Below are 26,371 nucleotides of genomic sequence, written 5' to 3'. Positions count from 1 at the left end.
TTTATTGAAAACGTTTATCAATAATTTGGCCCTTTAATTAAAAAAAGCACTGATTCTTGTTACAGAATCGCGCCCGATTGTGGAAGATTATAAGCATAATTCTTGCTAAACTAAAGCATCCCGTTAGTTCAACAGCAAAAGTTTATTAATTCTTTATTTTCCTTTATGTAAAAACTTCAAATAAAGCAAGAAGGAAAATAACAATATTATTGCATAAAACCAAATTGAACGATACCAAGCATTCTTAAATTCCACCCAAAAACCCCTTCCACCTAGTTCTGGAGGCAAAGCTGAATAAATTGAAACTTCAATATATAGCATTAAACTGAAAAATAAGAATAAAGGAAGAAAAAATACCCACACCAAAAGATTGGATTTCATAAAAGTCCCCTTTCTATTTCACAAAACTATTAATAACAGTAGAGAATTTATAAGTTTAACGTTTGTATTTAGATGAAAGTTCCAATATAAAAAGGAGATGGTACTTCAACTAACCTGCACCATTAGTTTAAGTAATCTTCACAATCTTCGCGTCCAATAATTATTGTATTTTATTCTATTAAATGGCCCGTTTGTTGACAAAAAAATCCTGCATTTCAACACAGGATTTTTTTATCAAACTTAATATGAATGAACAATCTTTGTTTTTAACGATTAGTCATATTTATAAAACTACAATATAGGGATAGTGGTTATTTTATTGTACCTAATTTTATGGACTGCTAAAATTCGCAATTTTGGATGTTTTTTATCAATCCGTATTACGTTATGCTAAGACCGTTCATTTATTAGCAAGGAGGGGGAGTGCTACTTCTGTTTAGTTCAGGTAGATTGACATTTTATTAGATAGCGGCAAGTAAAGCGTTACTTGGGATCAAGCAAATTGAAATTTATGGAATGACACATTACATAAAGAGGGCTAATGACAATAGGAAAACGACATTCCACAAAGGAAGGAAACAGTCCTTAAAGGACGAGAATACGTGATGAATTCCTAGTATGAAGAAGGGATTAAAATAATTTGTAGAAAGGTAGGAAAGTGTATGAACTCAACATCCGTTTCACTGAATGTGCGTGATTTCCTGTCGCCCACCATCGCTGCTTTTATATCTGTCTTAGTTAACTATGGGGGCACTTTTATCTTGGTGTTTCAGGCTGCCAAGGTTGCTGGTCTAAGTCCAGAAATGACTGCATCATGGATATGGTCGATTTCCATTGGTGTGGGGGTAACGGGTATCTGGCTAAGTTACCGATACCGTGAACCCATTATTACAGCTTGGTCAACACCAGGCGTAGCGTTTCTTGTTTCGGCTTTAGCGGTTACCCCGTATGCTGAAGCCATTGGTGCTTATATTATTTCTGCAATAGCAATTGTTTTGTTAGGTTTATCAGGCATGTTCGAACGTTTTGTCCAACTCATTCCGCCAGGCATTGCTTCAGGTTTATTGGCAGGTATTTTATTACAATTTGGTATTTCAGCCTTTGGTGGTGCGAAAGTGGAACCTTTACTTGTTATCGTCCTGTTTACTACGTATATCGTATTAAGAAGGTTTACATCTCGCTATGCGATTGTCGGTATTCTAGTCATTGGCTTGATTTATTTAATAAGTATGGGGCAGGTAGATTTCAGCCATATCGAGTTGGCCTTCGCCTCTCCTGTATTTGTTGCGCCAACGTTTTCTCTACATGCATTATTGGGTGTGGCTTTGCCGCTTTTTATTATTACCTTAACAGGACAGTACATGCCAGGCATGCTAGTGTTGCGAAATGATGGATTTAAAACGAGTGCCAATCCGATTTTGATTGTAACAGGATTGGGATCACTCCTGACAGCCCCCTTTGGATCACATGCTTTTAACGTAGCAGCAATTACAGCAGCCATCTGTACGGGGAAGGACGCTCATGAGGATTCAAGAAAACGTTATATTGCAGGTATTGTCTGTGGCATTTTTTATATAATTGTCGGTATTTTTGGGGTAACATTGGCTGCATTGTTTTTAATTCTCCCAGCTACGTTCATTGCAACATTAGCGGGATTAGCGTTGCTAGGTACAATTGGTAGTAGTCTTGCCAATGCATTAACAAATCCAATTGGGCGTGAAACAGCACTCATTACTTTTTTGGCAACAGCCGCAAATGTTACTTTACTTGGAGTTGGCGGGGCATTTTGGGGGCTTGTAGCAGGTTTGGGCGCACATTTATTAATGAATGTTCCATTGCTCAGAAAACAGCAAAGCATAAATGAGGGACAACAAATTAGACAAAGATAATATCACTACGAAAGGTGGTTTTTAACATCGATACGACGAAATCAATAGAAGCCTTCGAAATAGCAAAAAAGCTTATGCCTGGTGGGGTAAATAGCCCAGTGAGAGCATTTCAATCAGTTGGGATGGAGCCAATTTTTATGAGTCATGGGAAAGGCTCAAACATATATGATATTGATGGCAATAGCTATATAGATTATGTGCTATCTTGGGGCCCATTAATTCATGGACATGCAGATAAGGAGGTTTCAGATGCACTTCTTGAAGCCATCCAGAGGGGGACAAGTTTTGGATTGCCAACTTTACAAGAAAATAAGCTAGCCACATTAATATCTACTCGCATACCTTCCATAGAGAAGATTCGAATGGTTAATTCGGGTACAGAAGCAACAATGAGCGCCATTAGACTAGCTAGAGGCTTTACTGGCAAAGACATCATTGTGAAATTTGATGGAAACTATCATGGGCACAGTGATCATCTATTAGTAAAGGCAGGCTCAGGAATTGCTACATTCAGCCTTCCTGATAGTCTGGGTGTACCTTTAGAGATCACTAAGCATACAATCTCCATTCCTTATAATAATATCGAAGTCCTGAAAACGATATTTGATAAATATGGCTCACAAATTGCAGGAGTTATCGTAGAACCGTTTGCAGGCAATATGGCGGGAATACCAGCTAACCCTGAATTTCTTCAAGCAATACGTTCTTTCACTACAAAATATGGTGGCCTATTTATACTCGATGAGGTCATGACTGGTTTTCGTATAGATTACCACTCTGCTCAAGGGCTTTATAACATAAAACCAGACTTAACATGTTTAGGAAAGATCATTGGTGGAGGAATGCCTGTTGGGGCATATGGTGGAAGAAAAGAAATCATGAATCACATTGCACCTGAAGGTAGTATTTATCAGGCTGGAACCTTATCGGGTAATCCCATCGCTATGGTAGCGGGGTATACCACAATCAATAAATTAAATCATAACAGTTATACGTATATCGAAGCGTTAGCAGATCGGCTTATACAAGGCTTATCAAAAGTAGCTCATAACTATCATATTCCACTTAAAACAACGAAAGCTGGAACAATGATTGGATACGCATTCATCGATCATCCCTTACAAAATTTTGATGATGCTCAAAAAATAGATGCTGAGATGTTTCGCCGTTTTTATAAAGAAATGCTTAAACAGGGTATACTTCTACCTCCTTCTCAATATGAAAGCATATTTATCTCGACTGCTCATTCCATACATGATATTGATAGAACGATTCATGCTGCAGATGTAGCCTTTAAAAGGATGCTATCATGTAATTAGATAATGCAAGGTATACTACAAACATCCTATATCTATAAAATGATCGATTTGATAGTATAATAATTATTGACTGTACAAAACTATTAATTTTCGCATATTTTAACAATCTCTATTCTAACTGGAGGTGAATTGAATGTTACAAGTTAACCGAGACGATAAAAATCCTATATGGCAACAGTTACTTGACCAAGCTATTCATCATATTACAACAGGCAAATGGCCACCAGGGGAGTTACTTCCTCCATCCCGAGAACTCGCCTTATTAGTAGGTGTTTCACGCTCAACCATACAAATTGTTTATGAGGAATTATTTAGTCGAGGGTATACCGTGACAAATTGGCGTGGAGGAACAAGAGTAAGTGAATGGGGATTTAAAACCAACTTGGCAGAAGAGGTGATTCCTCAAGGACCATCTACGCCAACATTACCTTTATTAAACGTGGCAGTTGATGAATTAAACAGTTGGTTTAGAGGCAAAGAAATTGGAAACGTCGCAATCGATTTTTGTCCCCATGAGCCGTATTTGGACGAGCATTTCCGAAAAACTTGGCGACAATCGTTTTTACAGGCTTCAGCAGAAACAGATCTGACCAATTGGGGCTATGGCGATGCCTACGGTTTCACACCGCTCCGTGAACAGATTCAACGTTACCTGACATTTGAAAGAGGGGTACATGTAGAGATTGACCAAATCATCTTAACCTCTGGCGCGCAGCATAGCATCGATCTGATTGCCCAAGCCCTTCTAAAGGAAGGAGAAACGGTTTCTGTTGAAGATCCTGGCTTTCCTGCAGCCTGGATGACCATGAAATATAGGCGTATGAATGTTGTCGCTGTGCCCGTGGATGAGTATGGCGTACAAGTAGAGCAGATTGATCCACAAACCAAGCTTATTTTTGTTACACCTTCGCACCAATGTGCAGTGGGTGTCATAATGTCTGAGCCACGCAAACAACAATTGCTGCAAAAATCTGCGAAAAATCAATTTTGGATTGTAGAAGATGATTATGATGGTGAGTTTAGGTATCGAGGTGGCCCGCTTCCTACCTTGTTTAGCCAACAACCCCACAACACATTATATATGATGAGTTTTTCTAAAATGGTTGCTCCTGGCATACGAATATCGGCAGTTATCGGCCCAAAAGATGCCATTCGCCAGCTTGCACAAGTACAACAATTAACCTATCGGCATCTTCCCATTATGGAGCAATTAACGCTTGCTCATTTTATTGAGCACGGTCATTTTATGCGTCATATGAGGAGAGCCAGAAATGTCTATCGACGTAGACATGAAGCGATGACAAAGGCAATCATGGCAACAGGACTAGCCGAACGTTTCAAGCTAAGTGGCATTGAAACGGGTTTGCATATGCTTCTTGAAGCGGAAGAATCGTTTGATGAAGAAGCAATGACAAACCTCGCACTCGAAAATGGGATACGTGTTTATCCACTTAGTAAGTATTGCTTAGAAAATAATCGAAAAGGATGGGTTCTAGGCTTTGCTAAAATTGATGAGCAAGCCATTGAGGAAGGCATTTTTCGTCTTGCAAAGATCCTCTTGCAAGAAACGTAATCATTAGCCGGGCATAAAGGGAATTGGAGGTTGCGATACTATTGCCATACATTCATGAGTTTGGGATCATTGCTTGTATAGAAAAAGACAAGGAGTATGCTGCTTATGAACCTGAAAAATACAATTGCATCGGTGTAGATGGTGACCTCTTTGATGAACTGCTTTCAAAGAATTTTGGCAAAAAAATACATCAACTCGAAACTTTTGCACACACCACAAATAGGCCATTTAAAAGTCTCGCCTATTTTGGGATAACCTTGATACCACCGAGCTCTCATAAACAATTTTTAAATATGGTGAGAGAAGCCAATGTCGAATACCAATCTGCAGAACTTGAAGAATTAATCAAAAAAATAGCTGAAGCAATAAAACAAGATAAATGGATGATTCATTATGGTGTTTAATTTTGTCAATACATATGGGTAAGAGGAAGAGGCGATTGTTCAATTAGAGCAATCGCTTCTTACTATTAATGGGGAGATGTGTTGAAATGACAGTTTCCTAAAAACTTCTAAAACATTTTGAACGAAATGCAACAATGTTGAGTCTAATGAGAGAAGGAGGCGAAAAAGGATGAAATTTGAATTAGAGAAGCGTGCTATACGTGGAGATCAAGAAGCGATACTTTCACTGATTGAAATGGATGAGGATATTTTATATCGCATGGCCTTTACATATATGAAAAATGAGCAAGATGCTATGGACGTGATGCAGGAGCTTGTTTACAAGGCACTCAAAAAAATGCATACCGTTCAACAGCACGAATATGCCAGAACATGGCTTGTACGCGTCTTAATCAATTGTTGTAAAGACCATTTACGAAAACGTCCACCGACTGTTCAGATTGAGGAACACCACCTATCTGAATGGGTCATCTACTCAGATATGGAGAGATTATTGGAACATTTATCTTTATCGGAGCAGCAACTCGTCTATATGAAATATTTCCAGCAACTAAAAAACAAAGAAATTGCTGAGCTCAATCAAATTCCTGAGGGTACTGTAAAATCGAAGCTTCATCACATTTTAAAGAAGCTTAGAAGCTTTGCTAGAGAAAAGGAGGACTGGCTATGAGTAAATCATTAATTGACGTTCCAAAGGAGAAACTGCAACAAGTTCGCATGGACATGTTTCGGAAAGTTCAACGAGAAAAAAGAAGAAAGAAGCGCATTGTTTCGGTTGCATGCATCTCCATGCTTTGCCTAAGCCTTCTCTTTTCAATTCGCGTCTCGCCAACGATTGCTAGCCAAGTTGCCAAAATACCTGGCTTTCAAGCAATTGTATCAGCGATTGCAATAGATAAAGGAATAAAAGATATTGTAGATCATGAATACTATGAAGAAATCAATGTGACGCAATCTAGAAAAGGTCTAGCCCTTACATTGCAGGGCGTGATTGCCGATAATTCGGGATTTGTACTGTTCTATGACGCTGATGCCTCATTTGATATTTCAAAATTAAACTTAGAAGAAGTTCAATTGTTTCAAGGAGATGAGGAGATTGAATGCGGCTGTACGTTTACTAGAAATGCAAGCAATCAAACATACATCTCTTCCTCAGTGGAATATAATTTTTTAGAGCCTATCGCCTATATTTCAAAGGATTTTAAAGCAGTTTTTCACTTTCATGATGAAGAGAAGGGGAACATTGAAATTACTTTACCGTTTTCACTGAAAAATGAGGTCGCAAAGGAGAAAATTTTTACTGCGAATCGTACGATCGATGTCAATGGGCAGAGGTTTACGATTACACAAATTCGCCGTTCGCCATTAAAAGTGGCACTCGATATTGAGGTAGCCAAAGATAATACAATGCAACTATTAGCGCTGGATGATGTTGCCGTCATGACAGAAAGCGGTGAGCGCAGAGATAGTATTAGAAATGGCATTTCAACAGGTGGAGATATTCGCGATGGCAAATTTACACTCTATTTGCAAAGTAATTATTTCGATGATCCAGCGTCATTGACGGTTATGATTGGCGCAGTTCAAGCTGTGCCAAAGGGTGAGGATTTTATCGAAGTTGATTTTGGCACAAAAGAGATACTCACGAAGCCTACTTATTTTAAGGGGGACATTTCAATAGTGCAGCAAAGTGTAGCGGTTAAGATGAATAAAAATAATGAAGGCAAATTATTAATGCTCTCTGACGCCATAAAAGAAGATGGCACGCCATTAGAATTCAAAAGTTTGACTATTTCACGAGACGAGCAGTATGTAGTGGAGACATCACAATTTGAAGAATATAATGGAAAAGTTAAGCTATATTTAAACTATTACCCTCATCCGATTGGGGAAAATATTGAAGTAAATATTCCATTGCAATAAATGCAGCAGCTGTTCAAAAAGACGAACCTTTTTGAATAGCTGTTTTGCTATTTTCCGGAATTAGTTACATAGCTAGCTCTTTTTTCTTTTTGAACTTACAATGTAGGGTAGTTGTAGAGCGATGATGGTATAATTTAAGTTAAACTTACTTTAAACGGAGGTGTAAAATGGACTCTTTAGAATTAAACAAATCAAAATATATGGTCTCTAATATCAAAGACATTTTGCATAATAAGCTTATTCTTGCAAAACCGTTGACTAAAGATGATCTCAAAAAAATAAACATAGTTAATCCCCCTGTATACGATAAAGAGAAGTATCTTATTCAGGAACAGTGGTTATACAGGATGAATATTGGGGAATGGGAGGATGTGGAGATTATTGTCCAAGGAAATAATGAAAATCCTGAGGTAGGGATCATCGAATTAGCAGAAAGAATTTTCGATGAACTCCATTTACATATAAGCTGCGCATTGGAGTATTTACATAAGTTTTTTCCTAATCAAGAAATAAACAGCTATTATTTATCTACAATAAGCTTTGGAAATATGGCTAACTTTGATAGTTATATATTTTCAGGCTTTAGTTTAGCTTTTATTTATGAGGGTCACTTTGAATTTCAGTATAAAGTGAAATTTAAAGAAAATGGTTGGCCTATTGGTTTTGAGGGTGGGCCACTTTAATTCAATAGGAAGGAATGCTATCCCATGACAAAATCGTTTTGAAAAGAGGGCGTTGAATGGAAGGTTTTTTCTTTATACTGATAGGCTTTTTGATTGTTGGTGCAAATGTGATTGGGTTTGTATTCTACAAAAAAAAGAAAAATCTATATAATGCGGCTTTCATCATTTTACTACTGGCAGGTGTATTGGGTGGGTTAGGAAGCGTATTGGCACTTTTAATTATACGTGACCCCTTTGCATTATTCTATGGATTAAACATTGCCTACTATCTACTCATTAATAGTTTGATTGTATTTATTCTAGCGATTTTAGTTACGATCATTCAAAAATTTACTAGAAGTAGAATCATGTGACTAACCATCGTGGTGCGTGAGCATTGAGTTGTTTATGAACGAATTAACGAATTACTATTAAAAACGTTAGGTGGGAAGCTATGCATAACTTGTCGGGAAAGGTTATTCTTATCACAGGTGCAAGCTCTGGGATTGGCTTTGCCACGGCTGAACTAGTGGCAAAATACGGGGCTAAAGTAATTATCAATTATCATACAAATGTGGAAGGTGCCAACGAAGCTGTCCAACGAATTCAAGAACAAGGTGGAGATGCCATTGCCATTCAAGCGAATATTGTGAATAAAGAAGACGTGAACGCAATGGTTGCGCAAGCTATTTCTTCATTCGGCACAATTGATGTTTTAGTGAATAACGCTGGAGGCGGCATCCGTCAAAGTACATTTATGGAGATGAGTGAAGAGCTCTGGGAAGAAACATTCAAGCTAAATGTCAATAGTGTGCTCTTATGCTCTCAAGCTGTATTAAGACATATGATTCCGAAGAAATGTGGAAAAATTATTAATGTCTCTTCTGCAGCTGCACGTATTGGTGGAGCAGGGGAAAGTATTCATTATGCATCTGCTAAGGGAGCTGTCAATACAATGACGATTGGTATGTCCAGAGAATTAATTGACTATGGAATTATCGTGAACGGGGTAGCGCCTGGAATGGTAGAGACACCCTTTCACGATAAATTTGCTCCTGGCGACAATCGGCTTGAACGGATGGCTTCCGCTGTACCAATTAAAAGAGCTGCAGCGCCTATAGAGATAGCAGAAGTAATTGCCTTCCTTTCTGCCGATGCCTCAAATTACATCCTTGGAGAAATTATACATGTGAGTGGCGGTAGATAAATAAAAAAATAGGCAAATTATTATTGTTCTCGTCTATGTACTAACAGTCGTAAATTTCGGATTCTAAACAAGCTCCACATTAGATGTCCTTAAATTTTGGGGCAAAAAAGGTAGGATTTGTTTGGTTATTTTATTAAATCTGACACTACTTGAACAATTAAGAACAAAAAAACGATTGGTAAAATAATTTGAATCCATTTTGTTTGGATATAATGAATGATCTTTAAACCTAAGAAAGAGCCAGCAATAGAGCCAAGTGACACAGGGATAGCAATTTCCCAATTAACAATGCCAGTAAAGTAATAAAAGAGAAAAGCACCTGTACAGCTTGATAACGAGAGCATTCTTGTTAACTCGACTGCTTTTAAATAATGGTATTGTTTTTTCAAGAAATAGGTTATATTCATTAGTGCTGAACCTGGTCCAAAACCTCCGTCATATATGGAAATTGCAAATGGAATGAGCTTGTTCAAAGGTTGTTCCTCTGTTTCTTTTACATCATTGACAATCCATTTACTACTGCAAAGGACAAATAGAAATGCGAAAATTAAGCTTATACAAGCGACGACATTCATGATTTGTTCCGATAAGAGGATTGCTAATAATGCACCAAATACTCCTCCTATACTAGAAACAATCATGAAAGAAAAATATTTTTTTACAGATAGACGCCCTTTTATGACAAACGAAACAACATTTGATAGGGCTGATAAACCTGTCGCAAATTTATTAACAGCAACCGTTGTATGAATCGGAATGCCGATGAGTAATAATGCAGGCATCAAAATAAAGCCTGCTGCACCAAATAAAACGCCTATTATGGCTGCGAGTAAACCAATTGTAAATAAAATAACTCCTTTTACTGTTAACCATTCCTGTAGTAAAATTTCCATTCAATCACCTCAATACTTAAATTACTGGTAAACTATACATAAAACAAATATATAATTATTGCTTATTCATAAATATTATTTATGGATAGAAAGGTTGGAATGGAATGAATTTACATGCATTGAGGATCTTTACGAATGTAGCCAAGCTTGGGGGAATTACTGCAGCAGCGAATAGTATGCTACTAAGTCAACCTGCTGTTACCATACAAATTCGAAAATTAGAGAATGAAATAGGGGCAAAATTGATTGAAGGTAAAGGGCGTGGAATTCAATTAACGCCAGAGGGGAAGTTTTTATACGAGCAAGGCATGCGTTTATTTTACTTAGAAGCACAAATCGATGAGAAGCTTGGGAAGTTTTTAGCAAAGGAAGACAAAATACATATTGCGTCCTCTTACATCCCCATTAATTATATACTTCCGCCTATCATAGCTAAATACAAGCTAGCGCATCCTCAAATTGAATTTTTTGTATCGTTAGGCAATGTTCAATCTGTGGAGGAGCAAGTTCTGAATTATGAAGTAGATTTTGGTTTTGTCGTTCAAAGTAAAATTGGTCATGAAGATTTACAATTTGAAAAGGTATTGGATATCCCTTTTTGGTTTATAGTCCATCCGTCACATCCTCTCGCAAATCAAACGGTCACCATCTTTGAATTATCGAACGAGGACTTTATTTATCGGGAACGTGGTAGCTCGACACTCGATTTATTGGAGTCCATATTTTACACGTTTAATGCACCATTACCTAAATTAGGACTTCAAATGCAGGGCCTACATGAATCCATCAAAGTAGTGGAAGCAGGGTACGGCATGACTTTAGCTCCGTCCTATAGTGTGGCTGAAAGTATAGCAAACGGGAAACTTGCTCAAGTGTATGTTGAGCAGGCAGCTATTCAGCAAAGTTTATTTATATGTACACGTAAATCGGATATAGCTGAGCAACCATTTATTCAGTTTTTAAACACCCATTTGCATACATTAAAGTAACCTAAGTGATGGACTAGATGGAGAAAAAGCATTTAGCATGCTGATTTATAAAAGGCAAAATGTTAAAAATGCATAGATACAAAAAGGGAACATCAAATTTGGATGTTCCCCTTTGTATGCTGAAAATAAATCTAAGAGGTAGTAATGAATAAAAAGATGAGAAATTTTGATCTAATAACTAATTTTGAGTATTTATTTAGGGAGGGGAGTCAAGTAGCGATTTATTAGAAAAAGTAAGTAAACTTTGGAAACAGTGATTGGAAAGTAAATACGTGAATACATAGAATCAAAAGCTAAAAAAGTTTAAAAATGAACTATTTATCAAATAAAAATTCTGAATATTCTTATTTCACCCTTTGGAATGCGCTTTCACTACCGACTGAAGACCGTCCATTTTGAATTAAACACGAATATTTTATTATTATGAAGATGTTTCTAACATTCGCGATGAAAACAGTAATTTTAACAGAAAGCATTTCAATAAATGAACTGTTCATACATTTGAAGAAATAGTTTCCATTATTGATAAATAAATGTATAATACGAAATGTCAATGAGATAGGTAATAAATAGAAGGAGGCTTATGTATACTTGCATTCACTTTATACACCAAGCTTAACTGGTAAGAAAGTAAGAAGGACAAAAAGCTTTAGCATACATAATTTAGTCATCGTTGCCTTTATTGGAGGTCTACTTGCCATTACGATCGTTGGATTCATAAATGCCAACGCACTCAAACTAGAGAAGCATTACATCAGACTACTGATAGTAATAAATGTAATTCTCCATACGGCTACTATAATCTTTTATGTTTGCCTTCCTTTTTCCGCAGAAATGGATGTGCTAATCAATCGATTGTTGGCTGGAGTGAGTTATTTTATCTTTTTCGTGATTTTAAAAAGGCCTTATAAAGAACATTTAGTATTTGTGGGGGAAACCCAAACCTTGTATTGGACAGGGATTATCTATTGTTTAATTTCCATCTTTATGGATGATTTTCTTAGAGAAGGTGTCCTAGCTAATTAGGGAAGGAATTCAAGTGCATGAACAGTGAAAAAGAACATACACCTATGGCTCTTATTGAACATTATTTTGCGATTGGAAAATACACAAATGTTATTCCCTTAGTGAAGCAGAGAATTGCTGATGATATGGAAAATAAGGAATTATGGTATAAGCTTGCTGTCAGTCATTATGCCATGGGTCAATATAAAGAAGCTTTAGAGCTGTTTCATAAAGCATTTCAGTTTGGATATGATAAGAGCGTAATTTACTATTTTATAGGCGGCATCTATATGGCAATGGAAAAGTGGCAAAAAGCAGAAGAATCTTTTCTGGAAGCATTACGTAATAATCCAAATAATGCGGATATTTATTCAGCATATGCTATTTTGATGAAAATAACGGGCCATAGAAAAAAAGGCAGTTTATTATTAGAAAAAGCTCTAGCATTAGATCCTAACAGCACAGTCGTTTTACACCACTATCTACTTACCGCAATGGCTGCAAAAAAGGAGCAGCACAATTATGCTTTAGCACTTTATATGAATTCAGCTGATAGTAAATTCTCAAAGTTAATTCATCTTGGCTGGAGTGCTGCCTTTTATAATCGATTTAAGGAAGCTAAAGAATATTATCGCCAAGCCTTTGTAATAAAACCTGAGGATAAAGGAATTTTATCAACTTTAGAGGCATTGGAAATTAAAACGCACCCACTTTTGCTTCCCAATCGTATAGTAGAGAGATTAGGCGGAATTGGCTTTGTTTTAATGATGTGGATTATACTATGTATCCTTCTTGACACGTTTGTCAACGAGTACTTTCTCAATCACCTTCTTCGCTTTTCTATCTTTTTAACACTCTATTATTTTATATCTATTCCAATTGTAAAAGGCTTAAGAAAATGGAAAAGTCCTAAATAGGGGAGACAAAATTTGTAAAGGAGGAAAATAAGGGATAATGGAAAATATTTATCAACCGAGTTTAATAAACGAAAATGAGGATCGTACACGAAGTTATAGTGTGAGCCATTTATTTTTCTTCGCTTTTGTGGGAGGAATTATTGCTATTGTAGTATTAGGTATGCAAAATGCTAAGTGGCTAAAACTTGAAAAAAAATATATCCGTATATTAACAATTCTTAGTGGTTTATTAATTACGGGAAAACTGGTGATTGTGTATGTCATTGGTCAAGGAATCTTAGCGATTGATGAAAACCACATAAAGATTTTTGGAAGAATTATTGCAGTGGTAGGGTATTTTATTTTTTACGCCTTTTTAAATAAGCCCTATAAAGATCATCTAGCTGTTGGTGGACAAACTGAGTCCTTATTATGGAAGCCTGGCATACTGGCATGTATTATTTCTTGGTTTTTCGATTATCTCGCCATGGCATTCTTATTAGCAATTTAAAAAGGAGCTTTATAGTCGAATGATTAAATATGAAGACACTGAATTGAATGAAAATTACGAAGAGATATCATTTGAATTAATAGAATACTATGTTAAAATAAATAAATTTGCAAAAACCATTGAACTTGTCCACGAGCAGTTGGCTGATCATATTGAAAACAGTCGATTATGGTTTATATTAGGTTATAGTCATTTGGCTTTGAGAGAATATGATCAATCTGAAGAGGAATTGAAGGAAGCCCTGCGTTTAGGTTATAGTGAAGAATTAGTTTACTATACACTTGGACATATTTATTTGGAAACAGGGCGTTGGAAGAGGGCTGAGGAAGCTTTTCTCAAATCATTACGATCTAATCCAAACAATGAAGAAGTCCTAGCTGATTATGCGCTTCTAATGAAAATAATGGGTCATCGAATAAAAGCAAGACGATTAATTAATAAAGCAAGAGAACTGGCTCCTGAAAATGATTATGTAGTACGTAGACATTTTATTCTAGAGGGGATTAATAGCTCTAAAAAACAGCGAGTCCTAGCATTGGAGCAATATATGAATTCAAATGATAGTGAATTATATAAATTATTAAATCTAGGAGCTCATGCAATCTTTCATAATAAAGAAAAGGAAGCACAAGAATACTTTAGGCAGGCCTTTTTGCTTAACCCTGAGGATAAAAAAATATTTTCTCTGTTAGAGGATTTTGAATTGGAAGGACATCCACTTTTAATACCTAATCGCCTCGTTGAACGTGTAGGCGGTCCTGCTGTTGTCTGGCTGATTGGAATTGTCATTTACATTTCATTAATAGTTTTAGAGTTTAATAGTACAGCAACTCTATTTATACAATGCTTCTTTGTATTCGGACTATATACATGGATTTCACGTCCTCTTGTCCGGGTAGTAAAAAAAATAAGGAGATACAAAAATGGATAAAATAAAATGGTTACAACAAATGGTAGATCAAAATCCCAATGATTCACAGGGGTATTTGTGGCTCGGCAAAGAACTAGCTGATCATCATCGTTGGCTTGAAGCGGTTCAAACTTATTCATTGGGTCTTTCTTTTTGCTCGGACGATGAGCTACGAAATGACATCATTCAGGAATTAACAAAGGCTAGTTTACAAATTCAACACTCTTCAAATGATGCTAGCCCTGTTGGAATTGACGATGAAGATAAGGCTGAATTAGCTATCGTAGATAATTGTCTAGACACAGAAGCAGAAGTGGAACTGGATAATTTAGATAACATTCCTGACATACAGATAGAAGATAGGAAAGTAAAAAACCTTGAACCAAAGTTTAGGGTGATTGATGGGGATGCTTCTAAAAAGGCTATAAAAAAAATCAATGAAACAGTGACTTTTGCAGATGTGGCTGGTCTTGATGATTTAAAGAAAACGATCAACTTACGTATTATTAGTCCCTTTTATAACAAGGGATTGTTTGCAAAGTTCCGTAAAAAAGTTGGTGGTGGCGTTCTTCTTTATGGACCACCTGGCTGTGGGAAAACTTATATCGCTAAAGCGACAGCGGGAGAATGTAAGGCTAATTTTTATCCCGTTCATATTACAGATATCTTAGACCCTTATATAGGAGTAAGTGAACAGAATTTAAAAGCCATATTTGATAAGGCTCGCTTCCAAAAGCCTAGCATTATGTTTTTTGATGAAGTAGATACTATTGGCATGAGTCGTTCACAAACGTCCTCCCATGTTCGTGGCATAATCGATACGTTTCTAACTGAGATGGAAGGTGTGGATACAAACAATGATGAGGTTCTGGTGATGGCTGCTACCAATACACCTTGGGATGTTGATAGCGCTCTAAAAAGACCTGGTAGATTTGATCGACTCATCTTTGTAGCGCCACCTGATGAAAAAGCAAGAGCAGAAATTTTTAATTTGAAGTTAAAGGGAAGATTAGTTGAAAAGATTGATACAACTGTACTAGCAGCCAAGACACGATTTTTCTCGGGTGCAGACATTGCAAACGTAGTGGAATTAGCAACGGAAAATGTGCTGGAAGAAATATTACTTTCAGGTAATGAAAGACCCATCAATACTAATGATTTAATAATGGCACTACAAGAACTTCAGCCCTCTACGTTAGATTGGCTACGTACAGCAAAAAATTATGTCAAATACGCAAATCAATCAGGGTTGTATAATGACGTAGAAAAATATCTTCGAGCTCATGCACGGTACATATAAGTAAAAATGGCTATCTCAAATTATTGATAACAAAACATGAAATAAACCTTTTAGACATTCACAGTTTAGAAGTTTTACTTAGGTGAACTCTATACACAACACGAAACACGAAAGTTATACTACATCGTGGACTTATGGAATAGATTATCAACTATCAAGTGATCCTACTTTACAAATTTATGAACTAATAGATATTTTCACGAATAAGGTAAACATTATTAATCATTTTAAAAAGGAATTTAATTTAAAATGTAAAATAATGTTCGATGAATATCATTTAATTAATTATCACGTACAGAAGGAAGATGCCCAAACCTTAATTCAAAATACTTCAGTCATTTTTTTGTTGGGTGGAAATACGCTTAATCAAAATGGGTTTTTGAAGGATTATGAATTGTTGGATTTGATTAAAAAAAGCAGAGCCGTTGTGATGAGGGCAAGCGCTGGAGCAATCAACATGTCCTCTAAATGGTTATGCTCGAAAAACTTTGGCTATAAAGTTGAAATAAGCTCTTTATATGACGGAATCGGTCTTGACACTTTTTCTGTCCTGTCTCATTTTGTCTTGAAAATAACATAGACTTGGTGCAAGACGAACTGTCTCCCTTATCGGAAGAAATGAATATTTATGCGTCGAATAAAGATTGCGCTGTACGTGCAAAGGGAGGCAAAATCGACATTTTAGGCAATGTATATTTAATTTCCCACTCAAAAATTCAGAAACTAGAGGAGACACTCTAGTTGTGGAGTATGGCTATAGCTTAACTGAATTTATTTCTTTATGGAAAGCTTCTGGAGCAAATAAACTTTTTAATAAAAGTGAGTCAATTGGAAATATGAAGAGCGTGTTTTGATCAAACTTTATTTTAAAGCAACAAGATTTAGTTTTTGTCATTAAATGTAATTTTTGTTCAACCATGCTAGGGCTTCAAAGGCGGAAATTGTAGAGCGTATACCATAGTAACGCATTGACATTATTAGCAATGATTTTAAGTACCTTCTATGACTTTAAAATTGTTGTTTCCACCTCAAAATAAAACTTCTCTAAATTTCCCTTTAGTGAAGAATTTAGAGAAATTTATTTTATGTTTGATTGTATTGATAATGACATATACAGCCTCTTTAAAGTACGAAAAATTCAGAAAGTATAGCATGTATAAGTATTTTAGCTATAAGTAAAATCGATCTTTATACAAATATTTTTCCCTCTATTGAAACAACTGCTGCTCCTGCTACTTCAATAACAGCGTTCTCCCCATCAGGTGTAATCGTGACATAAAGAGTCCCAGGTCTATTAATCGTATGTCCCTGCCCAATTACTAATTGATGTTTTTCTTGTGGAGCTAGTATATTTTCTAGATATAAATAACCACCTAATGCACCGTTTGCTGCCCCTGTAACTGGATCTTCATCGATCCCTATATTTGGGCAAAAATCTCTTGTATAAATATCAAATTCCCCATTTGTGTCAAAGGTAAAGAGGTGAGTGGTTGATATGTTAAAATGATTGTTCATCTTTTTAAGCTCATTTAATTTAGGTTCTGCTTGATCAATTGCTTGACGTGTTTTAACGGGAACCATAAGATGTGGGACCCCTGTGTTCGCTACTTTTATCGGGTATCGATCATCAATGTCCGTTTCCTCTATACCCACAAGGTCAGCAACGACTTCAGGGCGAATGTCTATACTTTTTACATGGGGACGTACTTGAGTCATGGACACGCTCGTTAAGTGATTGTTTTCCGTAATCCATTTTACAGGAATGAGTCCAATGTTTGATTCAAAGATTATTTTCTCGTCCTTATCAATCCAATTGTACTTACTAGCCATTAACCATGCTGTACCTAACGTAGCGTGACCGCAAAAGTCAACTTCTTTTGTAGGAGTAAAATATTTTATTTGATAATCTGCATTGTCATTTGTTGATGGTAAAAGAAAGGCCGTTTCCGAAAGGTTTAATTCATTGGCTATGTTTAGCATTTCCTCATCTGTTAAATTTTCTGCATGAGGTATAATGCCAGCTGGATTTCCTCCAAACGTTTCTGTGGTGAATGCATCAACATAAAAAAACTCTACCACTTTTTTCATTGTTATATCTCCTCCTTCATTCTAAGATTATTGTATTATGATAGAATTGATAAGTAAAATTCATGTTTTTGATCATCAACATGAGGAAGTTGAATGGAAAGTTAAATCTTATACGGAGGTTAGCTTGTGAACCTTTTGCAAATAGAAATATTCGTCAAAGTAGTCGATATTGGGAATTTCACAAAAGCAGGAGAAATATTGGCGATGACACAATCGGGCATAAGCCATAATATCGCTTCATTAGAGTCAGAACTCGGCATTAAACTTTTGAATAGAGGAAGAAATGGCATCTCATTAACAGATAGTGGAGAACGCATCATCAACAATATGAGAAACATCTTATCCGAAGCAGAAAGCATTAAACAAGAAGCCGCTTCTATTTTAGGAATACAAAACGGAAAAATAAATATTGGTAGCTTTTCAAGTTTCGCCTCAAAAGTGTTGCCAACGATCATATCAAGGTTTAAAGGAGAGTTTAAGGGAATTGAAATCAATTTTTATGAGGGGAGCTATGACCAAATTACACGTTGGGTAGAAGAGGGGAAAGTGGATATAGGTTTTACATCTTTAAGTAACCCTATGGATCATTTGGAGGCTATTACCATAGTAAGAGATCGATTAGTAGCAATCGTACCGATTCATCATCAACTTGCCATAAATGAACAAATAAAAGCGGAAGATCTTCAAGGGGAGGCTTTTATTATGCCCCAGCTAGGATGTGAAGTAAGTGTTAAGAAGTTTTTACAGAAACATGAGGTATCCCCAAACATACAGTTTAATGTGGAAGAAAATCAAACAATCATTGCAATGGTATGTGAGGGATTAGGCATTACAATCATACCAGAACTAGCTTTACCCTTTAATTTAGAAGGTACCATTGTAAAACCTCTCTTACCCGAACCTTTCCGAGAAATAAGCATTATTACTCGCTCAAAGAAGCAATCCCTTCCCGCTGTCAAAGAGTTTATAAAAACAACCATGGATTGTATTAAAGAATTACAGCTATAATAAGAGTTCTATGTCCATTATGATTGTTCAGCATTATTGTGCTTTTGTAGAAGAATAATATGTACCTACATAAGAGCATGTTTTGATTCATTTTTCAAGACATGCTCACATCAGGGCGATGATATTTAGTAAAGAACACGCCATAAATAGAAGGTAGCGTAGGATTCCCAGTTTTTCCATGGTTCTGATAGCTCTAAGATTTCCTCTTTCGTAGGCTTTCGGTTCATATTACGTAATGATTTTATTGAATTAATCAGACCCACATCATCGATTGGAAAAGCTGTCTGAAACCTTAGGCAGCGCATTAGCACGTAGTTGGCTGTCCAAGGTCCGATTCCTCGTATTTTGATTAAGCTTTTTTCTGCCTCTTTAAAATCCATTTTCTTTAATTGTTTCTTCGATAAATCTCCGTTTGCCATTAGTCTTGCAATGCCAATAATATATTCACTTTTTTTAACTGTCATTTTAATAGCTGCTAGGTCAGTAGGTGTTAACTGTGCAATTCGTTCGTACGGAGGGAATATCCAATACTTTTTACCATTCCATTCGATAGAATCGCCAAAGCTTTCTACAAATTGTCTCTTTAAAGTGTAGGCAAAGGCTAGGTTAATTTGTTGCCCTAAAACGCCCCAGCATAATGCTTCAAATAAATCGGGAATGCCGATAACTCGTAATCCAGAGTATTTTTGCGCAGGTATTTTAAGTAATGGATCTGTATTTGCCATTTCATAAAATGGCGTTAAATCGTTATCAAGATCAAACCATTCTTGAATATATGTTACAATTTCTTGCCGCTCCCACTTCTCAATAGGTCTAGAATCATTTAGGAATTGAACAACCATTTGTTGATTATCAATTACGCTTATCTGTACTAAAGACTGCATTTCTCCAATGGCTATCATTTTTATGATGATATCGTTCTCTATTTCATACATGCATTCATTTTTTTCTCTTGTTAAATAGCCTAGATTCGCATTCATATCAAAATTTTCTGGTAAGGTAATCATCATCACATCATCAACGTCATGCCATATCACTTTTTTATTCTCCTTTTCAACATACACAGTTTGTTAGTTTACTTTAGCATAAAAGTAGCTTTACTCATTTTGTTATCTTGCTATTACATTCTAAACTCCTTATTTTTTTCTATTGATGAGGTTATAGTGTTAGTTATTAAGAAGGCTAAGGAGGGAATAAAGATGGTCCAAGATATTCAAACACGTGTCGAAAGCCTAGATTGGGATTCCATTCAACAGGAACTAGATAAGCAAGGATTTGCAAAGCTTCCAGCGATCTTAACAAAAGAGGAATGTGAATTCTTAATAGGGTTGTATGGTACGGAAGAGCCATATAGAACGACCATTAATATGACGAGGTATCGCTTTGGGGAGGGGGAATACAAATATTTTTCCTATCCATTGCCTGAAATTATCCAAAGTTTAAGAGAATCCTTTTATCAAGAATTGGCCAAAACAGCCAATCGATGGTTAGGTTATTTAAAGAAAACAGCACAGTTTCCAGCTCAGCTTCAAGATTTTTTGAACACCTGTGAAGAAAATGAACAAACTAGACCGACACCTTTACTCTTAAAGTATGAAACAGGTGGCTTTAATTGTTTGCATCAAGATTTATATGGCGATATCTTCTTCCCGTTTCAAGTAGTATTTGTATTAAATCAACGTGAACAAGACTTTTTTGGTGGAGAATCACTCCTAGTGGAACAAATTCCACGTGCTCAGAGTAGGGGACATGTCATTACGTTAGATCGTGGCAGTGCGCTGATCTTTCCTACGAACCATAGACCTGCTCAAGGTAAAAGGGGATATTATAAACATACAGTTCGTCATGGAGTAAGTACGATTACTGCTGGAGAACGATACGGTCTTGGCATCATTTTTCACGATTCTAAATAAAAAAACTTCAATATCTTGCTATTCCATATCCAGAATTGTACATGGTGAATTTTTAGGGAGTATATTGTAAGGAGAGGTGAGATAAATGCATGAGCCTATGAATGATGAAAATAAAATTTTAAATAATGTAGAAATGATGACAGATGAAAAGTGGCAAGCTATTATCACGAATGATACAGCGTACAACAATCAATTTTTTTATGCTGTCAAGTCAACAGGGATATTCTGTAAACCATCCTGTAAGTCTCGCGTTCCGAAAAAAGAGAATGTATGTATTTTTGCAACCGCAGAACAAGCACTCCGCGCAAATTTTCGCCCTTGTAAACGTTGCAAGCCTACTAATGAAAATTTGCCTGATAGCGAGTGGGTTGATGTTATCACAGCATACATTGATCAAAACTTCACTGAAAAATTAACACTAGAATCACTAGCAATGATTTGTCATGGGAGTCCCTATCATATGCATCGAACATTTAAAAAGATTAAAGGCATGACGCCCGTTGAGTATATACAACAAGTTCGCGTACACGCGGCTAAAAAGTATTTGATGCAGACGAATAAAGCAATAGGCGATATTGCCATATGTGTGGGTATGGCGAATGCGCCCTATTTTATTACTTTATTTAAAAAGAAAACAGGTCAGACCCCAGCGCAATTTCGTCAAATGAGAAAAATGGAGGAAATAAATGATGGAAACAAACAATAAACCAACCCTTTATTGGTCTTTACTCGAGTTTGAGGATTGGCATTTTTATATTGCTGCTACCTCCAAGGGCCTTGTGTTTGTAGGTTCACAGAACAAACCATTCGAGGAAATGGTTGAATGGGCGAAGAAACGCTTTCCAGAAAGTCCTCTTGTTGAAGATGAGGAAAAGCTTGAACCCTATGTCAATGAAATCATTCAATATCTAGCAGGAAAGAGGAAAACCTTTACTGTCCCATTGGAGTACAAAGGTACGCCATTTCAACTAGCAGTCTGGCAAGCACTTTGTGAAATTCCTTATGGGCAGACGAAATCCTATTCAGACATTGCCCATGCTATAAATAAACCAGCAGCTGTTCGTGCTGTGGGAGCGGCTATTGGGGCTAATCCAGTGTTACTTACTGTACCGTGCCATCGTGTAACAGGAAAGAATGGCTCTTTAACAGGCTATCGGGGCGGATTAGCAATGAAAAAATTGCTTTTGGACCTTGAAAAGCGAGGTTCGTCTAGCAATGCGTAATACTTACCGTACATGGAATGGGGGTTCCGTATGAAATGTGAAATCCTTTATAAAAATCCAAAAACCATTCTGAATAAAGGGACTGGCTTTCTTTCTGGCTATACGCATTCACTCAATCCTTATACAGGCTGTTCATTTGGATGTTCCTATTGCTATGTACGTCAAATGCCTGTATCTCTTTTTCGAGAAGGGGAATGGGGAAGTTGGGTAGATGTTAAAAACGGTGCAGCGAATGTATTAAAAAAGGAGCTTCATCGTGCCAAAGCCAAAGGGCCAGTAACCATTTTTATGTCTTCAAGTACAGACCCGTATCAGCCAATAGAGCATAAGGAAAAAGTGACGCGATCTTTACTAGAAATTATGCTAGAGGATCTCCCTGACTTTTTATTTGTACAGACGAGAAGTCCACTTGTCAGTCGAGATATTGATTTACTGCGACAATTTAAAGATAAAGTGCGGGTAAGTATGACAATTGAGACAGATTCGGAAACGATACGTAAACATTTTACGCCAATGGCACCTCCAATCCAGGCGCGTTTTAAGACATTGGAAAAATTAGCAGCTGCGGACATACCGACCCAAGTTGCTATCGCTCCCATTTTACCAAGTGGAGAATATTTTCCTTTGAAATTGAAGCAACTCGTCGATCGAATATGTATAGATGACTACTTCATGGGAGATGGCAGTGGTGGAAAACGCACAAGAAAACTGGAGATTGGGAAAAAATATGACCAACTTGGTTTAGAAGAATGGTATGGACCAGATGTAATAAAAAAAGTATATAACCGATTTATTGAAATCTTTCCAGAAGATCATGTTTATATAAGCCAGACTGGGTTTGAGCCGTAAAAATAGTGAGTAAAGTGCAAAAGATGTATTATAAAAATAGCCCCAATACCCTTCTTTACTGAAGTGAGTATTAGGGTTTTTTTACATGATAATATTATTAACGTTTGTTTTCATTTTGAATTTGACTGAAATCTACTTCTTCAGCAAACTCTTCTCTGTTTTTACGTTCATTGTTAGCATTTTGATTTTGATTCTGCTGTTTTTTGTTGTCTTGCGTTTTATTATTTTTATGTTTATTATTTCCCATTTTCATCTCACCTCCACCATTAGTGTGAGTGGAAGATGTTTTTTTATCCGTAGAACTTACAATTAATTCTTCAAGTAATGTGCTTTACTTTATGAAGAAGTACCTATAACTGGAAAAGTGGCATACGGTTCAAACTAGGGGTAGATTTGAATCACGACATTGACAAGTCGAGAAAATAATTATTGTAGTCGATGTGAATGACTTTGGGGATAGTAAAACCTATATGCACAAAAGGATTTTCTACATATATCCAAGATAAATCATTCCTATATAATTTGATGCATACAGGAATGTCCTATATTTTTCAATAACCAATTAAACGGTATCCGAAGTTGTGTAGAATGGTAATTCGCAAACAACGAATAGCACTTAAGGAGGCATCGTAGTGGACCAACACAAAATAATTATTACGCAATATAACCCCCAATACGCTGAACAAACAGTTGCTATGTGGCGAGATAGTAAGGAAAAGGCGATTGGTCAGAAAGAAATTCACACCTTTGAAAGTCATGTATATTTCTTAAATCATCTATTAGCTGAACAGTTTCACATCGATTTAGCGTTAATGGATGAAAACGTAGTTGGAATGATTGCCTATAACGAAGAGGAAATAAGCCAACTATATATTCATGTTGACTATCAAGGGATGGGCATAGGGCATACATTACTAGATAAAGTAAAAGCTCAAGCAAATGGGCGATTAACTTTATACACATTTGAGGTCAATGAAAATGCTCAACGATTTTATGAAAAACAAGGATTTAAAATTATAGGTAGAGGTCATGAAAATGAAGAAAATTTAGCTGATATTCAATATGAATGGATAGCCAAATAAAAGATATAACTAACGAGTTACTAAAAAGCGTTGTACAGATTTTGTATATACGCTTTTTTGTTTTTGAAAAGATTTAAAAATGATGAAGAGGCAAACAATCTCTTTTAATGATCTTAGGAGGTTAATCAGTATCATCTGGTATAATAGAAAATAGATTTTTTTAGAACGGAGTAATTGATATGAATGGAGCGCAAAAAGCATTTTTTGAAGAAAAGGAGCGTTCACTTGGCGTTTATCTAAATGATGTGCAGAAGCAGGCCGTATTGCAAACGAATGGACCGTTGCTACTATTGGCATCTCCTGGTTCAGGAAAAACGACAACGATTATTATGCGTATTGGCTATATGATCGAGATGCTTGGTGTCAAGCCTGCTCGCATTAAGGCTGTTACGTTTAGTAAGGCATCAGCAAATGATATGAGGGCACGTTTTGCAAAGTTTTTTCCACATTTGCCACCAGTTGATTTCTCGACGATTCATAGTTTAGCATTTCAAGTGGTGCGGCAGACACTTGAACGTCAGGGCATTTCGTATGGGATTATGGAAGAAGCGGACAAGCCTGGTGTTATGTCAAAAAAACGAGTGCTTCGTGAGATTTTTGAACAATTAAATGGCTTGAAAATTACTGAAGATCAGTTAGAAGAGCTACTGACGTACATAACGTTCATCAAAAATAAAATGTTGCCAGAACAGGAATGGGCAATGGCAGAAGTAAAGGTGCCAAAAAAAGTCGAGATTTTGCAGCGATATGAGGAATATAAACGCACAGGTTGCGATCGTTTGCTTATTGATTTTGACGATATGCTGTTAATGGCGAATGATATTTTTACGAAAAATCGAGAGGTGTTGGCGCAATATCAGCGTCGATACGATTTTTATTTAACGGATGAAAGTCAGGATACATCGCCAGTTCAACACGCGATCATCGAGAAGCTCGTCTCAGTCCATCAAAATTTATGCGTTGTTGCTGATGAGGATCAGGCTATTTATAGCTGGCGTGGTGCAGAGCCAGATTATTTATTGACTTTCCAAAAGATTTATCCAGACGCACAAGTTTTACTAATGACACAAAACTATCGTTCATCTGCCTCGATTGTAGCGCCAGCCAATCTGTTCATTCAGCGCAATAAAAAGCGATATAACAAACAAATGTTTACGCAAAATCCTGCAGCAGAGCCAATCTCGTTTAAAATCCTAGAGAATTACAGCTTACAGGCCAAATATGTAGTGAATCAGTTAAAAAGCTTGTCTAAGCATGGCTCAACGGCTGTTTTATATCGAAATAATACGTCAGCCATCCCACTTATGGACGCGTTAGATAGAGCGGGCCTGCCTTTCTATATGAAGGATTCCACCATACGCTTTTTTACGCATTGGGTCGTGGAGGATATTATGAACTTCATGCGTCTAGCGTACAATACAAAAAATATCTCGATATTTGAAAAAGTTTACAGAAAAATGAATGCTTATATTACACCAACGCAATTAAAGGCACTACAGAAAGTGCCAGAGGATGGCTGTGTATTCACACTTTTATTAGAGCATGTGGAGCTAAAGGATTATCAGCCTGAATATATTAAGCGAATTCGCCAAACGTATGATAGCATTCAATTTGATCAAACAACACCAACAGCCATGCTAGAGCATATCCGTTATGATTTTGGTTATGAGCGTGCCTTAAAGAAAATGAGCGAGGATCTCGGTTTTAATTATGAAAATTTACTAGATATTGTGGATGTACTTGGACTAATTGCTCGCCATACGTCGACGATGACTGAATTTGCGGGTCGTTTGAAGTACCTTGAAAATTTAGCACGTACATCTCATCTGAAAAATGAAATGAATGCCATTACATTAACAACCTTACACAGTTCAAAAGGCTTGGAATTTGATCGTGTGTATTTGATTGACTTAATTGATGGGGTTTTACCTAGTGAGACGGAAGAAGCAATAGAGGAAGAAACAAGGCTCTTTTATGTCGGTATCACCCGTGCAATTCGCCATTTGGAATTAATTTCGTACAGCAAGCGTTTTAAAGCAAGTGTGGTGCCATCAATATTCATGAAGGAGTTAAAGCAAATCGTCCCACCTCAGGAATTACCAAAGAAAGCGTCGAAAAGTCCGAGGAAAGCATTGAAGCAATACCGTAATGATCGGACAATTACAACGGAGTCAGCGTTAATCGTGGGCTCAAAGGTGAGGCATGTGATGTTTGGAGAAGGCGAAATTTTGGATGTCACAAGTAGCACGATCAAATTGTCCTTTGATGCAGGGATAAAGCAGTTTATGACGGATACATGTTTACAGCAAGGCTATTTAGAAGCGGTGGAAGATTAATGCAGCGTAT

General features: G+C 36.6%; 26 protein-coding genes and 1 pseudogene. 23 read left to right on the top strand and 4 right to left on the bottom strand.

Annotated elements, in window-relative coordinates; translation table 11 throughout:
• Positions 1-1,043 precede the first annotated feature (1,043 nt).
• The 9 genes from PSR12_RS12065 (at position 1,044) to PSR12_RS12025 (ending at position 9,358) form a co-directional block, all read left to right on the top strand.
• On the top strand, positions 1,044-2,270 hold the full coding sequence (locus tag PSR12_RS12065; RefSeq protein ID WP_274769034.1) for a benzoate/H(+) symporter BenE family transporter: 1,227 nt from the start codon (positions 1,044-1,046) through the stop codon (positions 2,268-2,270).
• Positions 2,271-2,296: 26 nt separating this feature from the next.
• Complete coding sequence (gene hemL / locus PSR12_RS12060; RefSeq protein WP_274773474.1) at positions 2,297-3,589, top strand: glutamate-1-semialdehyde 2,1-aminomutase; 1,293 nt, start codon at positions 2,297-2,299, stop codon at positions 3,587-3,589.
• Between the two features lie 133 nt (positions 3,590-3,722).
• On the top strand, positions 3,723-5,162 hold the full coding sequence (pdxR, locus tag PSR12_RS12055) for a MocR-like pyridoxine biosynthesis transcription factor PdxR (protein WP_274769032.1): 1,440 nt from the start codon (positions 3,723-3,725) through the stop codon (positions 5,160-5,162).
• A gap of 41 nt (positions 5,163-5,203) precedes the next feature.
• Positions 5,204-5,566: a hypothetical protein gene (locus tag PSR12_RS12050; RefSeq protein WP_274769031.1), complete on the top strand. Its 363-nt coding sequence runs from the start codon at positions 5,204-5,206 to the stop codon at positions 5,564-5,566.
• Between the two features lie 169 nt (positions 5,567-5,735).
• Positions 5,736-6,236, top strand: coding sequence for a sigma-70 family RNA polymerase sigma factor (locus PSR12_RS12045; protein ID WP_257522229.1), 501 nt, complete (start codon positions 5,736-5,738; stop codon positions 6,234-6,236).
• Positions 6,233-7,489 carry a DUF4179 domain-containing protein gene (locus tag PSR12_RS12040; RefSeq protein WP_274769030.1) on the top strand — a complete coding sequence of 419 codons (1,257 nt, stop codon included), beginning with the start codon at positions 6,233-6,235 and terminating at the stop codon, positions 7,487-7,489. Before PSR12_RS12045 ends, PSR12_RS12040 begins: the two co-directional genes overlap by 4 nt.
• A 167-nt stretch (positions 7,490-7,656) precedes the next feature.
• Positions 7,657-8,172 carry a hypothetical protein gene (locus PSR12_RS12035; protein ID WP_274769029.1) on the top strand — a complete coding sequence of 172 codons (516 nt, stop codon included), beginning with the start codon at positions 7,657-7,659 and terminating at the stop codon, positions 8,170-8,172.
• A gap of 56 nt (positions 8,173-8,228) precedes the next feature.
• Positions 8,229-8,525 (top strand): 3-isopropylmalate dehydrogenase, encoded by a 297-nt coding sequence (locus PSR12_RS12030; protein ID WP_274769027.1) that lies wholly within the window; start codon positions 8,229-8,231, stop codon positions 8,523-8,525.
• A gap of 80 nt (positions 8,526-8,605) precedes the next feature.
• On the top strand, positions 8,606-9,358 hold the full coding sequence (locus PSR12_RS12025; RefSeq protein WP_274769025.1) for an SDR family NAD(P)-dependent oxidoreductase: 753 nt from the start codon (positions 8,606-8,608) through the stop codon (positions 9,356-9,358).
• 125 nt (positions 9,359-9,483) lie between these two features.
• Here the strand turns inward: PSR12_RS12025 and PSR12_RS12020 are convergent, their stop codons facing one another.
• Positions 9,484-10,251, bottom strand: coding sequence for a sulfite exporter TauE/SafE family protein (locus PSR12_RS12020; protein ID WP_274769023.1), 768 nt, complete (start codon positions 10,249-10,251; stop codon positions 9,484-9,486).
• A gap of 104 nt (positions 10,252-10,355) precedes the next feature.
• Between PSR12_RS12020 and PSR12_RS12015 the strand changes: the two genes are divergently transcribed.
• From PSR12_RS12015 to PSR12_RS11985, 7 genes and pseudogenes are all read left to right on the top strand, one after another.
• Complete coding sequence (locus PSR12_RS12015) at positions 10,356-11,240, top strand: LysR family transcriptional regulator (RefSeq protein ID WP_274769021.1); 885 nt, start codon at positions 10,356-10,358, stop codon at positions 11,238-11,240.
• 591 nt (positions 11,241-11,831) lie between these two features.
• Positions 11,832-12,266, top strand: a complete 435-nt coding sequence (locus PSR12_RS12010; RefSeq protein WP_274769019.1) for a hypothetical protein — start codon at positions 11,832-11,834, stop codon at positions 12,264-12,266.
• A gap of 17 nt (positions 12,267-12,283) precedes the next feature.
• Complete coding sequence (locus PSR12_RS12005) at positions 12,284-13,162, top strand: tetratricopeptide repeat protein (RefSeq protein WP_274769017.1); 879 nt, start codon at positions 12,284-12,286, stop codon at positions 13,160-13,162.
• A 37-nt stretch (positions 13,163-13,199) separates the two neighbouring features.
• A complete protein-coding gene (locus PSR12_RS12000) occupies positions 13,200-13,652 on the top strand; it encodes a hypothetical protein (protein WP_274769016.1) in 453 nt (150 codons plus the stop codon).
• A 19-nt stretch (positions 13,653-13,671) separates the two neighbouring features.
• A complete protein-coding gene (locus PSR12_RS11995; protein ID WP_274769014.1) occupies positions 13,672-14,583 on the top strand; it encodes a tetratricopeptide repeat protein in 912 nt (303 codons plus the stop codon).
• A complete protein-coding gene (locus PSR12_RS11990) occupies positions 14,576-15,862 on the top strand; it encodes an ATP-binding protein (protein ID WP_274769012.1) in 1,287 nt (428 codons plus the stop codon). The genes PSR12_RS11995 and PSR12_RS11990 overlap by 8 nt, the downstream gene beginning before the upstream one ends.
• A gap of 256 nt (positions 15,863-16,118) precedes the next feature.
• Positions 16,119-16,603 (top strand): annotated as a pseudogene (locus PSR12_RS11985) (Type 1 glutamine amidotransferase-like domain-containing protein); the annotation flags it as partial.
• Between the two features lie 447 nt (positions 16,604-17,050).
• Here the strand turns inward: PSR12_RS11985 and PSR12_RS11980 are convergent.
• A complete protein-coding gene (locus PSR12_RS11980; protein WP_274769010.1) occupies positions 17,051-17,950 on the bottom strand; it encodes a PhzF family phenazine biosynthesis protein in 900 nt (299 codons plus the stop codon).
• A gap of 126 nt (positions 17,951-18,076) precedes the next feature.
• Between PSR12_RS11980 and PSR12_RS11975 the strand changes: the two genes are divergently transcribed.
• Positions 18,077-18,958 (top strand): LysR family transcriptional regulator, encoded by an 882-nt coding sequence (locus PSR12_RS11975; protein ID WP_274769009.1) that lies wholly within the window; start codon positions 18,077-18,079, stop codon positions 18,956-18,958.
• Positions 18,959-19,083: 125 nt separating this feature from the next.
• Here the strand turns inward: PSR12_RS11975 and PSR12_RS11970 are convergent, their stop codons facing one another.
• Positions 19,084-19,995 carry a DNA glycosylase gene (locus tag PSR12_RS11970; RefSeq protein WP_274769007.1) on the bottom strand — a complete coding sequence of 304 codons (912 nt, stop codon included), beginning with the start codon at positions 19,993-19,995 and terminating at the stop codon, positions 19,084-19,086.
• Between the two features lie 162 nt (positions 19,996-20,157).
• On the opposite strand from PSR12_RS11970, the gene PSR12_RS11965 reads away from it, so the two are divergent.
• The 4 genes from PSR12_RS11965 to PSR12_RS11950 all read left to right on the top strand — a co-directional run bounded on the left by PSR12_RS11965 (position 20,158) and on the right by PSR12_RS11950 (position 22,943).
• The gene (locus tag PSR12_RS11965; RefSeq protein ID WP_274769005.1) at positions 20,158-20,871 is read left to right on the top strand and encodes a 2OG-Fe(II) oxygenase; all 714 of its coding nucleotides are present in this window, start codon (positions 20,158-20,160) and stop codon (positions 20,869-20,871) included.
• Positions 20,872-20,956: 85 nt separating this feature from the next.
• Positions 20,957-21,577, top strand: a complete 621-nt coding sequence (locus PSR12_RS11960; protein WP_221683318.1) for a bifunctional transcriptional activator/DNA repair enzyme AdaA — start codon at positions 20,957-20,959, stop codon at positions 21,575-21,577.
• Entirely contained in the window at positions 21,561-22,094 is a 534-nt protein-coding gene (adaB, locus tag PSR12_RS11955; protein WP_274773472.1) for a methylated-DNA--[protein]-cysteine S-methyltransferase, read from the top strand. Before PSR12_RS11960 ends, adaB begins: the two co-directional genes overlap by 17 nt.
• 30 nt (positions 22,095-22,124) lie before the next feature.
• Positions 22,125-22,943, top strand: a complete 819-nt coding sequence (locus PSR12_RS11950) for an SPL family radical SAM protein (RefSeq protein ID WP_221683317.1) — start codon at positions 22,125-22,127, stop codon at positions 22,941-22,943.
• Positions 22,944-23,040: 97 nt separating this feature from the next.
• On the opposite strand, the gene PSR12_RS11945 is transcribed toward PSR12_RS11950, so the two are convergent.
• A complete protein-coding gene (locus PSR12_RS11945) occupies positions 23,041-23,190 on the bottom strand; it encodes a hypothetical protein (RefSeq protein WP_016992948.1) in 150 nt (49 codons plus the stop codon).
• A gap of 385 nt (positions 23,191-23,575) precedes the next feature.
• Between PSR12_RS11945 and PSR12_RS11940 the strand changes: the two genes are divergently transcribed.
• Entirely contained in the window at positions 23,576-24,025 is a 450-nt protein-coding gene (locus PSR12_RS11940) for a GNAT family N-acetyltransferase (RefSeq protein ID WP_221683316.1), read from the top strand.
• 179 nt (positions 24,026-24,204) lie between these two features.
• Positions 24,205-26,361 carry an ATP-dependent helicase gene (locus PSR12_RS11935; RefSeq protein ID WP_274769002.1) on the top strand — a complete coding sequence of 719 codons (2,157 nt, stop codon included), beginning with the start codon at positions 24,205-24,207 and terminating at the stop codon, positions 26,359-26,361.
• Positions 26,362-26,371: the final 10 nt, after the last annotated feature.

The sequence above is a fragment of the Lysinibacillus sp. G01H genome (assembly GCF_028872195.1).
Lineage (GTDB): Bacteria > Bacillota > Bacilli > Bacillales_A > Planococcaceae > Lysinibacillus > Lysinibacillus capsici.
The sequence above is the reverse complement of the archived record's forward strand: the minus strand, read 5'-3'. Positions and strand labels throughout refer to the sequence as shown.

Excerpts from the sequence above, each read along its gene's own strand:
- PSR12_RS12065 (WP_274769034.1), top strand. The coding sequence starts at position 1,044 with ATGAACTCAACATCCGTTTCACTGAATGTGCGTGATTTCCTGTCGCCC.
- pdxR (WP_274769032.1), top strand. The coding sequence starts at position 3,723 with ATGTTACAAGTTAACCGAGACGATAAAAATCCTATATGGCAACAGTTA.
- PSR12_RS12045 (WP_257522229.1), top strand. The coding sequence starts at position 5,736 with ATGAAATTTGAATTAGAGAAGCGTGCTATACGTGGAGATCAAGAAGCG.
- PSR12_RS12040 (WP_274769030.1), top strand. The coding sequence starts at position 6,233 with ATGAGTAAATCATTAATTGACGTTCCAAAGGAGAAACTGCAACAAGTT.
- PSR12_RS12035 (WP_274769029.1), top strand. The coding sequence starts at position 7,657 with ATGGACTCTTTAGAATTAAACAAATCAAAATATATGGTCTCTAATATC.
- PSR12_RS12030 (WP_274769027.1), top strand. The coding sequence starts at position 8,229 with ATGGAAGGTTTTTTCTTTATACTGATAGGCTTTTTGATTGTTGGTGCA.
- PSR12_RS12025 (WP_274769025.1), top strand. The coding sequence starts at position 8,606 with ATGCATAACTTGTCGGGAAAGGTTATTCTTATCACAGGTGCAAGCTCT.
- PSR12_RS12020 (WP_274769023.1), bottom strand. The coding sequence starts at position 10,251 with ATGGAAATTTTACTACAGGAATGGTTAACAGTAAAAGGAGTTATTTTA.
- PSR12_RS12015 (WP_274769021.1), top strand. The coding sequence starts at position 10,356 with ATGAATTTACATGCATTGAGGATCTTTACGAATGTAGCCAAGCTTGGG.
- PSR12_RS12005 (WP_274769017.1), top strand. The coding sequence starts at position 12,284 with ATGAACAGTGAAAAAGAACATACACCTATGGCTCTTATTGAACATTAT.
- PSR12_RS12000 (WP_274769016.1), top strand. The coding sequence starts at position 13,200 with ATGGAAAATATTTATCAACCGAGTTTAATAAACGAAAATGAGGATCGT.
- PSR12_RS11995 (WP_274769014.1), top strand. The coding sequence starts at position 13,672 with ATGATTAAATATGAAGACACTGAATTGAATGAAAATTACGAAGAGATA.
- PSR12_RS11990 (WP_274769012.1), top strand. The coding sequence starts at position 14,576 with ATGGATAAAATAAAATGGTTACAACAAATGGTAGATCAAAATCCCAAT.
- PSR12_RS11980 (WP_274769010.1), bottom strand. The coding sequence starts at position 17,950 with ATGAAAAAAGTGGTAGAGTTTTTTTATGTTGATGCATTCACCACAGAA.
- PSR12_RS11965 (WP_274769005.1), top strand. The coding sequence starts at position 20,158 with ATGGTCCAAGATATTCAAACACGTGTCGAAAGCCTAGATTGGGATTCC.
- PSR12_RS11960 (WP_221683318.1), top strand. The coding sequence starts at position 20,957 with ATGCATGAGCCTATGAATGATGAAAATAAAATTTTAAATAATGTAGAA.
- adaB (WP_274773472.1), top strand. The coding sequence starts at position 21,561 with ATGGAAACAAACAATAAACCAACCCTTTATTGGTCTTTACTCGAGTTT.
- PSR12_RS11950 (WP_221683317.1), top strand. The coding sequence starts at position 22,125 with ATGAAATGTGAAATCCTTTATAAAAATCCAAAAACCATTCTGAATAAA.
- PSR12_RS11945 (WP_016992948.1), bottom strand. The coding sequence starts at position 23,190 with ATGGGAAATAATAAACATAAAAATAATAAAACGCAAGACAACAAAAAA.
- PSR12_RS11935 (WP_274769002.1), top strand. The coding sequence starts at position 24,205 with ATGAATGGAGCGCAAAAAGCATTTTTTGAAGAAAAGGAGCGTTCACTT.